Origin of the sequence: Streptosporangium sp. NPDC020145, assembly GCF_040631275.1 — a bacterium.
Classification (GTDB): Bacteria; Actinomycetota; Actinomycetes; order Streptosporangiales; family Streptosporangiaceae; genus Streptosporangium.
This window is the reverse complement of record NZ_JBEXZT010000002.1, coordinates 382,126-395,904: the sequence shown is the minus strand read 5'-3', so window position 1 is coordinate 395,904 and position 13,779 is coordinate 382,126. Positions and strand designations below refer to the sequence as shown.

Below are 13,779 nucleotides of genomic sequence, written 5' to 3'. Positions count from 1 at the left end.
CGGCATTTGCTGGGGAAGTGCTTGCCGCCGCGCCCCCGTCGTCCTAGGGCCTGTTTTGCGGATCTCTACGCCTACCGCGGTCGTCCAGGCGGCCCCCCGCCGCGTTGTCGCCCCACCCCATGAAAACGCTCCGCAGGCTCCGCGTTTGCCGCGGGGGCCCGGGGAGAATCTGTCGCCCATAACTCCGTTATGAGCTCCCCCTCCGCCTCGCGGGGCATCCACCTGGACGATCCTCGCCACGGCGAAGATCCACAAAACAGGCCCTAGCTCCCCGGCGTCGTCCGCAGTCTGATCGCGTCGAGTTGCTCATCGGCCATGGCGGGGACGGAGAGCGGGCGGGCGGTCTCGGCGCGCAGGCCGTCGAGGAAGAACGACAGGCAACGCCGCCAGGCCTGGGGCGCGACCCCCATCGACTCGCGGATCACCTGGGACATGGCCCAGACCAGCAGGGGCAGGTCCCGCATCTCGAAGTCCGCGCGCAGCGTGCCGCTCTCCTTGGCGCGTTCGACGACCTGACCGGCGAGTTCGAAACCTTGGTGGCAGGAGGCGAGCACCCCCTCGCTCAGCGGCAGCCGCCGGGCCATCGCGTCGTTCAGCCCCTGGTCCTCGGCCTGGAGCGCGAACAGCCCCTCAAGGAAGCCGGTGAAGCCGCGCCACGGGTCGGGGTCGGCCATCGCCGCCGCGGCGATGCGTTCCAGGGCGGCCAGCCGTTCGGGGAGGATCGCGTCGAAGAACGCCTCCCGGGTGGGGAAGTGGTTGTAGAGCGTGCCGATGCTGACCTCGGCCCTGCGGGCGATCTCCTCAAGCGGCGCGTCGAGCCCGCGCTCGCCGAACACCTGCTTGGCGGCTGCCAGCAACCTGTCGCGGTTGCGTACGGCGTCGGCACGCAGCGGCCTCGCCGGCCGGGCTTGAAGCGCCATGTGTCGTCAGTCCCCTCGAAGCGCGGATCCCACGAAAAGTCGAGGGAAGCCTCGATTTCATGGTACCTTCGCAAGAAATTGAGGCTTCCCTCAACTTCTAACCTGAGGGTTCCCTCAACCTGTCTGGGGAAGGAAGGCGCAGCCATGTCCGCTTCACGTGGAGTCGCGGTCGTCATCGGAGTGGGGCCCGGTCTCGGCATGTCCATCGCGCACCGGCTCGGCCGCGAGGGCCACCCCGTCGTCCTGGTGTCCAGAAGCGACGCCAGACACGCCGGATATGTCTCCTCGCTCGCCGACGCCGGGATCAGGGCCGAGGCGTTCGCCGCCGACGTGCGCGACCACGACCGCCTGCTGTCCGTCCTGGACACGGTCGTCGAACGGCACGGTCCCGTCGGGATGGTCTACTACGGGCCGGGTTCGACCGACCCCGAGTCCCACCCCGTCCCGATCCTCCAGGCCGGGCCGGAGGACGTCCGGCGGGCGATGGAGTGGGCCTACCCCGCCGTCGAGGTGGCCCGGCGAGTCCTGCCCGGCATGATCGAACGCGGTGAGGGCGGCCTGCTGTTCGCCACCGGGCTCAGCGCCGTCATGCCGATGCCCGCCCTCGGCAACCTGGCGATCCTGTCGGCGGCCCTGCGCACCTACGCGGTGACCCTCAACGCGGCCCTGACCGAGACGGGGGTCTACGCGGGCTGCCTGGTCATCGGCGGTGTCGTCGAACGCGGCGACATCCACGGGATGGTCTCCTCCCAGCCGGAGCGGTACGGCCCCGTGGCGGGCATGACCCTCGACCCCGAGGCGCTCGCCGACGCCGCCTGGGAGATGTACGCGACCCGGGGCCGCGCCGAGGCGACCTTCAGCGTCTTCGGCTGACGGGAACCGCCCGGCGGGGGACACTTTGCCTACGCCACGGGGCCGTACCGGGGCGGGCACGGCGACGACGGGGGAGCGCGATGGCGGTTCAGGTGGCGGTCTGCGGTCCCGGCGACTGCACGCCCCAGGAGGAGGCCGACGCGCGCGAGGTCGGCAGGCTGCTGGCCGAGCGGGGCGCGGTGGTGGTCTGCGGCGGCTACGGAGGCGTGATGGCCGCCGTCGCGGCGGGGGCGCGGTCGGCCGGTGGGACGGTCGTCGGCATCCTGTCCAGGGCCGACCGGTGGCAGGCCAACCCCGACCTGAGCGTCGTGATCCCCACCGGCCTCGGCGAGGCGCGCAACGCCGTCGTCGTCAACTCGGGGGACGCCGTGATCGTCGTCGGCGGCTCGTGGGGCACGCTGTCCGAGCTGGCCCTGACCATGCGCGGGGGACGCGCCCCGGTGGTCCAGCTCGGCGGCTGGCGCGTCCTCGACCGCGACGGCGCCCCGCTGCCCGGCGTACGGCACGCCACCTCACCCGGGCAGGCCCTTGAGCTGACCGGGTTGTGGCCGTGAGGGTTCCTACGGAGTGAAGGGGAACCGGATGTCGCCGGGCTGCAGGAAGGGCATCTTCTTCTGCAGCGCCTGTTCGAGCTGCTGGACGCAGTCCTGCTGCGCGGCGACGGTGCCCGCTCCCGCGCGGCAGTTGGCGTAGGCCGAGAGCTCGTCACTGAGATAGAGCTGCATCGCCGCCATCGACAGGGAGATCGGCAGCGCCAGGGCCGACAGGACGATCCCGGCGACGGCCGTACCGGTCGGCTTGGAGACCGAACGCAGGGCGGGGATCGCACGGATCGAGACGACCAGCGCGAATATCGACATGACAAGGCCGGCGAGAGGGAGCAGGAACGTCATCACCACGGAGGCGAACGCGAGCCACAGCGCCCTGCGCCCCGCGCTTTCCGCAGGCCGTGCCTGGACGGGTGACGTCAACGGACCTCCTTGCGTCGTACGAGCGCACAGGCCGATACCCTTGCAGCGGCGTGAGTCCCGTCCGAAAGGAGTGCGTCGGTGTCATCCCAGGCCGCTCGGCTTGTGGTCCTCGTATCCGGTTCTGGAACCAACCTACAGGCCCTGCTGGACGCTTCGGCCGATGAGGCGTACGGGGCCCGGATCGTCGCGGTCGGAGCCGACCGGCACGGCATCGAAGGACTGGCCCGCGCCGAGCGCGCGGGAGTGCCGACCTTCGTGGAGCGGCTGCCCGACCACGAGGACCGGGCCGCGTGGGACAGGGCGATCGCCGAGAGGATCGCCGAGCACCGGCCCGACCTGGTGATCCTCGCCGGGTTCATGAAGATCCTCGGTGAGCCGTCCACGACCTCCTTCACCATGGTCAACACCCATCCCGCGCTGCTGCCGTCCTTCCCCGGCGCCCACGGTGTCCGCGACGCCCTCGCCTACGGCGTCCGCGTCACCGGCTGCACGGTGATCCTGGCCGACGCCGGGGTGGACAGCGGGCCGATCGTCGCCCAGGAGGCGGTGGCCGTGCTCGACGGCGACGACGAGGAGACGCTGCACGAGCGCATCAAGGTCGTCGAGCGGAGGCTGCTCGTCGAGACCGTCGGCAGGCTGGCCCGGGAGGGCTGGACGGTGACCGGACGGACCGTACGTCTCGGACGATCTGGCGGATGAGCCGGACGGCCGGAAAATCTGAACAAAACAGGAGGACCACGAAGTGACCCGCATCGCCATCAGGCGCGCGTTGATCGCGGTGTATGACAAGAGCGGGCTGGAGGAGCTGGCCCGCGGACTCGACGCCGCAGGCGTGGAGATCGTCTCCACCGGCGGCACCGCCGCGACGATCGCCTCGTTCGGTGTTCCCGTCACCCCGGTCGAGTCGCTCACCGGGTTCCCCGAGTGCCTGGACGGCCGCGTCAAGACCCTGCACCCGAGGGTGCACGCGGGCCTGCTGGCCGACAGCGGCAACCCGGCCCACGTCAAGCAGCTCGAAGAGCTGGAGATCGAGCCGTTCGAGCTCGTCGTGGTCAACCTGTACCCGTTCCAGGAGACCGTCGCCTCCGGTGCCTCCGACGCCGAGTGCGTCGAGCAGATCGACATCGGCGGTCCCGCGATGATCCGCGCCGCGGCCAAGAACCACGGCACCGCCGCGGTCGTGGTGGACCCGGCCGTCTACGGCGACGTGCTCGCCGCGGTCGCGGCCGGCGGTTTCACCGTCACCGAGCGCCGTCGTCTCGCCGCCTCCGCCTACGCCCACACCGCCGCCTACGACACGGCGGTCGCCTCCTGGTTCGCCAACGTCTACGCCGCGGAGGAGGGCGCCTGGCCCACCTACATGGGCGCGGCCTGGACGCTCAGGACGCCGCTGCGCTACGGCGAGAACCCGCACCAGGGCGCGGCCCTCTACTCCGGTCAGCGGGACGGCCTGGCCAACGCCGAGCAGCTGCACGGCAAGGAGATGTCGTACAACAACTACCTCGACGCCGACGCCGCCTGGCGGGCCGCGTGGGACTTCGCCGAGCCCGCCGTCGCGATCATCAAGCACCAGAACCCCTGCGGCATCGCGGTCGGCGCCGACGTCGCCGAGGCGCACCGCAAGGCGCACGCCTGCGACCCGGTCTCCGCCTACGGCGGGGTGATCGCGGTCAACGGGGAGGTCACCGAGGAGCTCGCCGGGCAGATCGCCGAGGTGTTCACCGAGGTCGTGGTGGCCCCGTCGTTCACTCCCGAGGCGCTGACGCTGCTCACCGCGAAGAAGAGCATCCGTCTGCTGGCCTGCCCGAAGGGGCCGGACAACAAGGCCGAGTTCCGCCGGATCGACGGCGGCCTGCTGGTGCAGACGACCGACAGGGTGGACGCCCCCGGTGACGACCCCGCCACCTGGGAGCTCAAGGCGGGGGCGGCGGCCTCGCCGGAGGTCCTGGCCGACCTGGCCTTCGCCTGGCGGGCCAGCCGTTCGGTGAAGTCGAACGCGATCCTGCTGGCCTCCGGCGGCGCGAGCGTCGGCGTCGGCATGGGGCAGGTCAACCGGGTCGACTCGGCACGGCTGGCCGTCGCCCGCGCCGGTGAGCGCGCCAAGGGGTCGGTCGCGGCCTCCGACGCGTACTTCCCGTTCGCTGACGGCCTCGAACTGCTCGTCGCCGCCGGGATCACCGCGGTCGTCGAGCCGGGCGGTTCCATCCGCGACCCCGAGGTGATCGCCGCGGCCGAGGCCGCCGGGATCACGCTCTACTTCACCGGCACCCGGCACTTCTTCCACTAGTCTCAAGATCTTCCCAGGTCGTACGGCTGCCGCCATCCGTGGGGCAGCCGTGCACCAGAGACAGGAACGTGGCGGGACGGACAGGATTTTTCGGCTAAAAAGGGTTTAAAGCCCGGTTAAGGTGAAGCATCTCGTCCATCGCGCCCGTGGAGACTCCCATGCCCCTTCTCGGCTCCTTCCTGAACGCCTTCGTGATCATGAATGGGTTCTGGCAGAGCCCCGTGCTCCTCGTCATCGTGGCCCTCGGGGCCGCCTACCTGGGAGCCAAGGCTGTGGAGTACATCCCCTTCACCCGCCGCATCATCGAGCGCAGGCAAGCGAGCCGCGGCTGAACTTCATGGAAGGATTGGCGCCATGAGCGCGCAGATTCTGGACGGCAAGGCCACCGCGGCCAAGATCAAGGCAGACCTCGCGGCCAGGGTGGCCGTGCTGAGGGAGCGTGGCGTCACCCCGGGCCTGGGCACCGTCCTGGTCGGCGACGACCCCGGCAGCCAGATCTACGTGGCGGGAAAGCACCGTGACTGCGCCGAGGTCGGCATCTCCTCCATCCGCAGGGACCTGCCCGCCACCGCGACGCAGGCCGAGGTCGAGGCCGTCATCGACGAGCTCAACGCCTCGCCCGAGTGCACCGGCTACATCGTCCAGCTCCCGCTTCCCCGGCACCTGGACGCCCTGGCCCTGATCGAGCGGATGGACCCGGCGAAGGACGCCGACGGCCTGCACCCGATCAACCTGGGCCGTCTCGTGCACATGGTCGACGCGCCGCTGCCCTGCACCCCGCACGGCATCGTCCTGCTGCTGCGGGAGTACGGCGTGCCGCTCAAGGGCGCCGAGGTCGCCGTGGTCGGGCGCGGCATCACCGTGGGCCGTTCCCTGGGCCTGCTGCTGACCCGCAGGTCGGAGAACGCGACCGTCACCCTGTGCCACACCGGCACCCAGGACCTGGCCGCCCACGTCAGGCGCGCCGACATCGTCGTCGCCGCCGCGGGTGTGCCCCACCTGATCACCGCCGACATGGTCAAGCCCGGCGCCGCCGTACTCGACGTCGGGGTCTCCCGGGTCGACGGGAAGATCGCCGGTGACGTCGCCCCCGAGGTCGGCGAGGTCGCGGGCTTCCTGACCCCCAACCCCGGCGGTGTCGGCCCGATGACCAGGGCGCTGCTGCTCAGCAACGTCGTCGAGGCCGCGGAACGTCAGGTCCAGGGCACCCAGGGCCCACTGTGACGACGTGGCCCCGCACGTCGCCGACCCGCGCGAGCGCCTGCCGTTCGACGACGTGGTCGCGTCGCCGGTGCCGCACCACCTGGAGGACCGGGGGCCGGCCGAACTGCGGCGGGTGCTCGGGCCCGGCGGCCGGCTGATCGCGTCGACCACCCCTTCGTGGCCTACACGATCCAGGGCCCCCGGCCCGACCACCTCGCGACCACCGGCTACTCCTTCGACCGGACGCTCGGCGGGCGGACCGTCCCGATGGGGTTCCGGCGCAAACCGTTGCACGCGGTGACCGAGGCCTTCACGAACGCCGGGTTCCGGCTCTCCGTCATTCGGTGAGCCGCAGCCCGGCCCGGCCGCCCGTGAGCTGTTCCCCGAAGGCTTCCACTTCTTCGTCGCCGAGGTGCCGGGCTCCGGCGAACAGCCGGTCACGGGTTCGGTTCGGAACCGCACGGCTGTGGCGCGGCCTCGGGGGTGTGGTTCGCACGCGGCCTGGCCACCAGCGCGTACGCCAGCCAGGAGCCGATGCGGGCCAGGGCGATTCCGCCGGTCATCGCGATGGCGCCGGCGCCGCCGAGCGAGGCCAGCGGGGCGAACAGGGCGCCGAACAGGAAGCCCGTGCTGCCGAGCAACGCGGCGGCCGTGCCCGCGTTGGCCGGATGACGGACCAGCGCGAGCGCCGTCGCGTTCGGTGAGGCCAGTCCGCCCGACATGATCGTGAAGAACAGCGAGGTCAGGAACACCCAGAGCGGCGCGTGCAGCGCCGCGGCGACGGCCGTACCGACACCGGTCACGACGGCGACCAGCGCCTCGGGCACGAGCAGCCGCTCCGGTGTGAAGCGGCGCAGGAGCAGGGCGTTGAACCAGCCGCCCAGGATCAGGCCGACCGAGTTGATCCCGAAGATCAGGGAGAACACCTGCGGGCTCACGCCGTAGCCGTCCTCGATCACGAACGCGCTGAACGAGATGTAGATGAACAGCGCGATGCTGCCGATGCTCGACCCCAGGGTGCAGCCGACGAACAGCCGGTCGCCCGCCACCGCGGAGAAGCCCTCCCGTACCCGGGCCATGCCCCCCGAGTGGCGGTGCTCGGGGCGGAGCGTCTCGGGCAGGGTGAACGCCACGAGCAGCAGCACCGCGGAGATCGCGGCCAGGAAGACGAACAGGCCGCGCCAGTCGACGACGTACAGCAGCTGCCCGCCGATGACCGGGGCGACGATCGGTGCGAATCCGCCGATCAGCATCAGCAGCGACATGATGCGGGCCATCTGCCGGCCCTCGTACAGGTCGCGGACCATGGCCTCGACCACGACCATCCCGGCCGATCCGGCCAGTCCCTGCACCAGGCGCAGCACGATGAGCGTCTCGATCGACGGCGCCGCCGCGCACAGCAACGACGCCGCCGTGTACGTCACCACCCCGGCGAACAGCGGGCGCCTGCGGCCGATCCGGTCGCTGAGCGGGCCGATGAACAGCTGGCCGACGGCCAGGCCGATCATGCAGGCCGAGATGCTCCACTGGGCGGCGCCGTCGGAGGCCCCGAGCTGGCGGGCCAGCACGGGCAACGCGGGCAGGTAGAGGTCGATCGACAGCGGGCCGAACGTCGACAGTGCTCCGAGGGTGAAGAGCAGCCTGCGGGTCCGGGCGATCGGAGGCGGGACGGCCGGTGGGCCGTCCGCGCTCACGTGTGACCCACCGGGTGGCCTCGCCTGGACGCGGTCACCGGGTGGCTTTCCCCCGAATGTGTGCCTGCGCTCACCGGCGCGACCGCCGCTGTCGTCGCTGCTGGTCGAGCAGCATCCTCGCCCGAGGATCGACGAAGGCGCGCAGCGCCGAACCGGTGAGGTTCAGCAGGAACACGAACAGGGCGATGGTCAGGCCGGGGAAGATCACCATGGTCGGGTGGGTCTGCAGGTAGGTACGCCCGTCGGCGACCATGTTTCCCCAGGTGGCGGTAGGTGGTGAGATGCCGAGACCGAGGAAGCTGAGCGAACCGTCGATGAGCATGGCGCCCGCCGACAGCAGCACGCACTGCACGACGGCCAGCGGCAGGGTGTTCGGCAGGATGTGCACGCCCAGGGTCTTCCACGGCCCCATGCCGGACACCCTGGCCGCCTTCACGTAGGTGCGGGTGGTCAGGCCGAGCACACGGCTGCGGATGATCCGGGCCGTGTACGGGGTGAAGATGATCGTCACGGCGAGCAGTTCGCTCATCATGCCGGGACCGACCACGACCGCGAACACGATCGCCAGGATGATCGACGGGAACGCCATCCAGGCGTCCACGACCCGCATGATCACCGTGCCCGCCCGCGCGAAGTAGCCCGCGACCAGGCCGATGAACGTGCCGAGCCCGACCGAGCACAGCGTGATCAGCATGGTCATCCCGATGGAGACCCGACCGGCGGAGGCCCACCTGGCGAACAGGTCGCGGCCGTACTTGTCGGTGCCCATCAGGTGTTCACCCGACGGCGGCAGCAACCGGTTCACCGGGTCGGCGGCGTTCGGGTCGGGCAGGAACGGCGGGAGCACCATGACCACCAGGGTGATCAGGATCAGCAGCCCGCCCGTCACGATCAGCGTGGGGTTTCGCCGGACGAACGAGCGGACCCGGGTGGGGGCTGTCACGGTCGGCGCGGTGGCGAGGTCGGCGGTCACGACACCCGCACCTTCGGGTCGATCAGCGCGTAGGCGAGATCGACCAGCAGGTTCATCAGCACGAACAGGAACGCGATGAACATGACACCCCCCTGGATGAGCGGGAAGTCCCGGGCGTAGACGGCGCCGAGCAGTGTGGTGCCGAGGCCCGGGATGATGAAGATGCTCTCGATCACCACCACGCCGCCGATCAGCGAGGCGAAGTTCAGGCCCACCGTGGTGAGGACCGGCAGCATGGAGTTGGGCAGCACGTGCTTCAGCATGATCCGCCGTTCGCCGACGCCCTTGGCCCGCGCGGTACGCAGGTAGAGCTGGGTCAGCTCACCGAGCACGCTCTCCTCCATGGTGATGGTGAGGAAGGCGGTCTGCCCGACGACGAGCACCGCGACCGGCAACGCCAGCTGGGTGATCGCGGTCGCCGGGTCCTCGAACAGCGGGGTGTAGCCGCCGGTCGGGAACCAGCCGAAGGTGAGCGCGAACAGGTAGACCGCCAGTAGCGCGAGCCAGAACTCCGGCAGGGCCAGCCCGAACTGGGTGGCCCGGTTGACGAGCCGGGCCACCCGGTTGTGCGGCGCCACAGTGACCCAGGTGACGATCAGCACGGTGAGGATGAAGCTGATCACCGTGCTCAGGATGGCCAGGGTCAGCGTGGGTGCGATGTTGTCGAAGATCATCTGCAGGACCGGGAGGTTGTACTTGATCGACGTACCGAAGTCACCGCTCAGCACGTTGCCCAGCCAGTGCAGATACTGCTCGTACAGCGGTCCGGTCAGGCCGAGGTCCTGGCGAAGCCGTTCGAGTTGCTCCGGGCTGGCCTTGGTGCCCAGGAGCACCGCGGCCGGGTCACCCGGGATCGAGCGCAGCAGGAAGAACAGTGCGGTGCCGACCACGAACAGCACGATCACCAGATCGCGCAACCGGCGCAGAATGACCCCCAGCATCAGGTGCTACCTCGCCAGCCAGGTGTTGGCGAACTCCAGGCCCCAGCCGTCATAGCCCTGCACCTTCGGGTTGTAGGCCACGTAGGACCTGGCGTGGTAGAGCGTCAGCGTGGGCAGGTTCTGCGAGGTGAACTCCTGGATCTTGTCGATCGCCTGCTTCTGCTCCTCCGGCGTCTTGGCCGCGTTGTACGCGGTCAGCAGGGGCGCGAGCTTGTCCCTCGGGTAACCCATGTTGTCCATGCCCTGGACGTTGTCGCTGTAGGACGGGACGGGCGGGTTGGCGTCGTCCATCAGCGCGAGCACGTCCCAGCTGTTCGGCTGGTTGTTCTTGCGGCCGATCAGGGTGGCGAAGTCGTAGCTCTCGACGGTCGCGTTGATCCCGATCTTCTTCAGCGAGTCCTGGATGATGACCAGGGCGTCCTTGAACTGCGGGAACTCGTCCGTGGTGATCATGCGGATGGTCTGGCCGGGGCGCAGGCCCGCGGCGGCGAACATCTGCTTGGCCTTCTCCGGGTCGTGCTGGTCCCACTTGGCCTTGCCGGCCTCGGAGTACATGGCCTTGTTGGTCTGGGTGGCGAACGCGCCGTTGCTGGGCAGCACCAGGTCGGGCACGCCCTGCGAGTCCATGATCGCCTTCTTGTCGACGAGCATGTTCATCGCGTCCCTGGCCTCGGGCTTGGAGAAGATCGAGCCGGAGTTGTGGTTGAGCGCGATGTACTGGACGTTCGCGGCGCCCTCGACGCCGATCTTGAGGTTGGGGTTCTGCTTGATCTGGTCGTACTGGTCGTAGGACGGCTCGGAGACGTCGAGCAGCCCGGTCTGCAGGCTGTTGAACGCGGCGTCGCGGTCGGCGATCACCTTGTAGGTGATGGTGTCCAGGTAGGCGCCCTTGGCTCCGGCGTACCCGCTGGACTCACCGGCCGGCGGCTTGTACTTGTCGTTGCGCTCCAGCACGATCTCCTGGCCCGCCGTCCAGGTCTTCAGCTTGTACGGCCCGGTGCCGATCGAGTGGTCCTGGGGGATTCCGGTGGCTCCGGCGGCGGCCACGTCGGCGGCCCTGCGGATGCCGCTGCCGTGGCTGGAGGCCATGAGGGCGACGAGGTTGAACGGCGCCTTCATGGAGAACACCACGGTGCCCTCGTCGGGCGCGGTGATCTCCTTGAGCACCGGCTTGAGCGAGCCCGCGTAGCTGCCCTTCTCCACCCAGTAGCGCATGGAGGCCACCACGTCCGCCGAGGTCAGCGGCGAGCCGTCGGAGAACTGGACGCCCTTGCGCAGGGTGAAGGTGTAGGTCAGGCCGTCATCACTCTTCTTGTAAGATTCGGCCAGCACGGGCTGGGGCTGGTAGTTGGCGTCGATGGCGACCAGAGACTCGAAGATCTCGTGCCCGAGATAGCTGGTTCCTGCGTTGCTGTTCTGCACCGTGTCCAGCGATCCAGGGTCCTGGGCGAGGCGGACGGTCAGGTTGCCGCCTCGCGCGGGCTGTCCCGCGTCGCTCTGTGCAGCCGGGGTGGCCGGGGTGGATGGGGACTTTGTGGCAGTGCCGCAAGCCGAGAGCAAGAGCCCTGCCGTGACGAGGGCGATGATCTTGGGTTTGCGACGTTGTCCGGTGCGATCCATTGCGGCTCCTCGCGCCTGTTTCCGCGGGTCGGTGGCGGAGAACGTAACCCGGCCCGCCCGTCCAAGATAGGCGTCGATGTCGGCTTTTATGTCACTCATGCGAAATCAGCCAACCTGTGCCCATGAGTGTGGACAGACGCCGTTCCCGATCGGCACACTGTGCCCACAGCCTTGTTAAGCGGCAGCTTTGAGGTGCAGAATCCCCGACCCGAGGTCAGGTTGGCCGACGGAAAGGATGACACCCATGTCACTACTCGAGATAGACCGCCTCTCCGTTGGAGTACTTTCCGACGAGGTGACCACCGACCTGGTCCACGAACTCACCCTCAGCCTTGATTCCGGACAGACCCTGTGCGTCGTCGGCGAGTCCGGCAGCGGCAAGACCGTCACCGTGCTGTCCATCATCCGCCTGCTGGAGTTCGTCGCCCCGGTGCGGACCACCGGCGCGGTCCGGCTCGACGACGTCGACCTGACCTCACTGAACGCGACGCAGATGCGGTCGTTCCGCGGCCGGCGGATCGGAATGGTGTTCCAGGAGGCGCTCGACTCGCTGAACCCGGCGCAGCGGATCGGTGTGCAGCTCGGCGAGGCCTACTGGTCGGCCGACGCCGCCTCACGTCGTGGTGACCTTCGTGCGCAGGGGCAGGCCAGGGCGCTTGAGCTGCTGGGGGAGGTGGGGTTCCCCGACCCCGAGCGGGTGGCGAACCTGTACCCGCACCAGCTCTCCGGCGGGATGCAGCAGCGGGTGATGATCGCCATGGCGCTGATGTCCAGCCCTGATCTTCTGCTGGCCGACGAGCCCACGACCGCGTTGGACGTGACCACCCAGGCCGAGATCCTGCGCCTGTTCCGTACGGTGCAGCAGGAACACCAGATGGCGTGCGTGTTCATCACCCACGACATGGGTGTGGCGGCGGAGATCGCCGACCGGATCGCGGTGATGTACGCGGGCCGCCTGGTCGAGGTCGGGCCCGCGGCGGAGGTGCTCAGCTCGCCCAGGCACCGCTACACGCGGGCCCTGGTCGAGTGCGTGCCGCAGGTGGGTGTGCGCCACACCCGGGGCATGCCGTCCATCGTCGGCTCCGTCCCCGAGGCGGGCGCCAAGCTCCCCGGCTGCCGGTTCGCCCCACGCTGCTCGCACGCGGGGGACCGCTGCCGCTCCGAGGAACCGCCGCTGGCCCTCGTCACCGTTCCGGTGGAGGAGGTCAAGCGTGTGGAGCGTTCCGAAACGGCCGTGGTGGAGCGGCAGGCCGAGGTCGCCTGCTGGAACCCCGGCGCCGGCCCGGTCGCCCTGCCCCCGCCCGTCGTCACGGCCACCGAGGCCGGGGCCGAGGCGCGGACCGAACCGCTCCTGGTGATCGACGACGTCCGCCGGGAGTTCGTCACCCGCAGCGGCCGCGCCGGCGGCCTGCTGAGGCTGCGCCGCCGCGAGCGCATGCCCGCCGTCGACGGGGTCAGCCTGGACATCCGGCCGGGCGAGTTCTTCGGTCTGGTCGGCGAGTCGGGCAGCGGCAAGACGACCCTCGGGCAGATCGTCTCGGCACTCGACCACCCTACCGAGGGCACGATCACCGTGGACGGCCAGCGGCACACCTCACGTGGCCTGGAAGGCGACGTCAGGGCCTTCCGCCGTACCGTGCAGCTGGTCTTCCAGGACCCGCAGAGCTCGCTGGACCCGCGCCACACCGTGGGCCGGATCATCGCCGAGCCGCTGCGCGAGCTGACCGACCTGCGCGGCGCCGACCTGCGCCGCCGGGTGGAGCGCCTGATCGACGAGGTCGGCCTGCCCAAGGCGATCATCGACAAGCTCCCCGGGCAGATCTCCGGCGGGCAGCGCCAGCGGGTCGCCATCGCGCGTGCCCTCGCCCCCGAGCCCCGGCTCATCGTGGCCGACGAGCCCACCTCCGCGCTCGACGTCTCGGTGCAGGGACAGGTGATGAACCTCCTGCTGGACCTGCGCCGCGAGCACAACCTGAGCTACCTGTTCATCACCCACAACCTGAGCCTGATCCTCTCGGTCGCCGACCGGGTCGGGGTGATGAAGAACGGCAGGCTGATCGAGGTCGCCACCCCCGAGAAGCTCGCCACGGAGCCGCAGCACGACTACACCCGTACCCTGCTGGCGGCCAACCCGGGCATCACCCCCTCTTCCCCGGCTTCGCCGGAAGCCTCCCCGGCTTCGCCGGAAGCCTCCCCGGCTTCGCCGGAAGCCTCCTCGGTTTCACCGGAAGCCGAGGGCACCGCAAGTTCGCGTCAGTGACACTGGGAGCCGCCATGCCGTCTGTGTCGTCCATCTC

The 13,779-nt window shown here is 69.9% G+C and carries 14 protein-coding genes; 8 read left to right on the top strand and 6 right to left on the bottom strand.

Annotation, left to right across the window (positions count from 1 at the left end; translation table 11 throughout):
- Window positions 1-263: 263 nt before the first annotated feature.
- Window positions 264-920 (bottom strand): helix-turn-helix domain-containing protein, encoded by a 657-nt coding sequence (locus tag ABZ463_RS04425; protein WP_362772865.1) that lies wholly within the window; start codon window positions 918-920, stop codon window positions 264-266.
- A 144-nt stretch (window positions 921-1,064) separates the two neighbouring features.
- Here ABZ463_RS04425 and ABZ463_RS04420 point away from each other — a divergent pair, with 144 nt between their 5' ends.
- A complete protein-coding gene (locus ABZ463_RS04420) occupies window positions 1,065-1,793 on the top strand; it encodes an SDR family NAD(P)-dependent oxidoreductase (RefSeq protein ID WP_362772862.1) in 729 nt (242 codons plus the stop codon).
- An 80-nt stretch (window positions 1,794-1,873) separates the two neighbouring features.
- Window positions 1,874-2,347: a TIGR00725 family protein gene (locus tag ABZ463_RS04415; RefSeq protein WP_352010085.1), complete on the top strand. Its 474-nt coding sequence runs from the start codon at window positions 1,874-1,876 to the stop codon at window positions 2,345-2,347.
- A gap of 6 nt (window positions 2,348-2,353) precedes the next feature.
- Here the strand turns inward: ABZ463_RS04415 and ABZ463_RS04410 are convergent, their stop codons facing one another.
- Window positions 2,354-2,764: a hypothetical protein gene (locus ABZ463_RS04410; protein ID WP_352010084.1), complete on the bottom strand. Its 411-nt coding sequence runs from the start codon at window positions 2,762-2,764 to the stop codon at window positions 2,354-2,356.
- A 78-nt stretch (window positions 2,765-2,842) separates the two neighbouring features.
- On the opposite strand from ABZ463_RS04410, the gene purN reads away from it, so the two are divergent.
- The 5 genes from purN (at window position 2,843) to ABZ463_RS04385 (ending at window position 6,602) form a co-directional block, all read left to right on the top strand.
- Window positions 2,843-3,463 carry a phosphoribosylglycinamide formyltransferase gene (gene purN / locus ABZ463_RS04405; RefSeq protein WP_352010083.1) on the top strand — a complete coding sequence of 207 codons (621 nt, stop codon included), beginning with the start codon at window positions 2,843-2,845 and terminating at the stop codon, window positions 3,461-3,463.
- A 43-nt stretch (window positions 3,464-3,506) separates the two neighbouring features.
- On the top strand, window positions 3,507-5,051 hold the full coding sequence (purH, locus tag ABZ463_RS04400; protein ID WP_352010082.1) for a bifunctional phosphoribosylaminoimidazolecarboxamide formyltransferase/IMP cyclohydrolase: 1,545 nt from the start codon (window positions 3,507-3,509) through the stop codon (window positions 5,049-5,051).
- A 158-nt stretch (window positions 5,052-5,209) separates the two neighbouring features.
- On the top strand, window positions 5,210-5,383 hold the full coding sequence (locus ABZ463_RS04395; protein WP_352010081.1) for a hypothetical protein: 174 nt from the start codon (window positions 5,210-5,212) through the stop codon (window positions 5,381-5,383).
- A gap of 22 nt (window positions 5,384-5,405) precedes the next feature.
- Complete coding sequence (locus tag ABZ463_RS04390) at window positions 5,406-6,275, top strand: bifunctional methylenetetrahydrofolate dehydrogenase/methenyltetrahydrofolate cyclohydrolase (protein ID WP_352010080.1); 870 nt, start codon at window positions 5,406-5,408, stop codon at window positions 6,273-6,275.
- Window positions 6,276-6,431: 156 nt separating this feature from the next.
- Complete coding sequence (locus tag ABZ463_RS04385) at window positions 6,432-6,602, top strand: hypothetical protein (protein ID WP_362772855.1); 171 nt, start codon at window positions 6,432-6,434, stop codon at window positions 6,600-6,602.
- Window positions 6,603-6,691: 89 nt separating this feature from the next.
- Here the strand turns inward: ABZ463_RS04385 and ABZ463_RS04380 are convergent, their stop codons facing one another.
- The 4 genes from ABZ463_RS04380 to ABZ463_RS04365 all read right to left on the bottom strand — a co-directional run bounded on the left by ABZ463_RS04380 (window position 6,692) and on the right by ABZ463_RS04365 (window position 11,284).
- Window positions 6,692-7,948 carry a multidrug effflux MFS transporter gene (locus tag ABZ463_RS04380; protein WP_362772852.1) on the bottom strand — a complete coding sequence of 419 codons (1,257 nt, stop codon included), beginning with the start codon at window positions 7,946-7,948 and terminating at the stop codon, window positions 6,692-6,694.
- A gap of 70 nt (window positions 7,949-8,018) precedes the next feature.
- The gene (locus tag ABZ463_RS04375) at window positions 8,019-8,921 is read right to left on the bottom strand and encodes an ABC transporter permease (protein WP_352010077.1); all 903 of its coding nucleotides are present in this window, start codon (window positions 8,919-8,921) and stop codon (window positions 8,019-8,021) included.
- On the bottom strand, window positions 8,918-9,862 hold the full coding sequence (locus ABZ463_RS04370; protein ID WP_352010076.1) for an ABC transporter permease: 945 nt from the start codon (window positions 9,860-9,862) through the stop codon (window positions 8,918-8,920). The genes ABZ463_RS04375 and ABZ463_RS04370 overlap by 4 nt, the downstream gene beginning before the upstream one ends.
- A gap of 6 nt (window positions 9,863-9,868) precedes the next feature.
- On the bottom strand, window positions 9,869-11,284 hold the full coding sequence (locus ABZ463_RS04365) for an ABC transporter substrate-binding protein (RefSeq protein ID WP_362772848.1): 1,416 nt from the start codon (window positions 11,282-11,284) through the stop codon (window positions 9,869-9,871).
- Window positions 11,285-11,726: 442 nt separating this feature from the next.
- Here ABZ463_RS04365 and ABZ463_RS04360 point away from each other — a divergent pair, with 442 nt between their 5' ends.
- Window positions 11,727-13,742, top strand: a complete 2,016-nt coding sequence (locus ABZ463_RS04360) for an ABC transporter ATP-binding protein (protein WP_362772845.1) — start codon at window positions 11,727-11,729, stop codon at window positions 13,740-13,742.
- Window positions 13,743-13,779: the final 37 nt, after the last annotated feature.

Coding starts and splice junctions, on each gene's coding strand:
- ABZ463_RS04425 (WP_362772865.1), bottom strand. CDS start 920: ATGGCGCTTCAAGCCCGGCCGGCGAGGCCGCTGCGTGCCGACGCCGTA.
- ABZ463_RS04420 (WP_362772862.1), top strand. CDS start 1,065: ATGTCCGCTTCACGTGGAGTCGCGGTCGTCATCGGAGTGGGGCCCGGT.
- ABZ463_RS04360 (WP_362772845.1), top strand. CDS start 11,727: ATGTCACTACTCGAGATAGACCGCCTCTCCGTTGGAGTACTTTCCGAC.
- ABZ463_RS04390 (WP_352010080.1), top strand. CDS start 5,406: ATGAGCGCGCAGATTCTGGACGGCAAGGCCACCGCGGCCAAGATCAAG.
- ABZ463_RS04415 (WP_352010085.1), top strand. CDS start 1,874: ATGGCGGTTCAGGTGGCGGTCTGCGGTCCCGGCGACTGCACGCCCCAG.
- ABZ463_RS04395 (WP_352010081.1), top strand. CDS start 5,210: ATGCCCCTTCTCGGCTCCTTCCTGAACGCCTTCGTGATCATGAATGGG.
- ABZ463_RS04370 (WP_352010076.1), bottom strand. CDS start 9,862: ATGCTGGGGGTCATTCTGCGCCGGTTGCGCGATCTGGTGATCGTGCTG.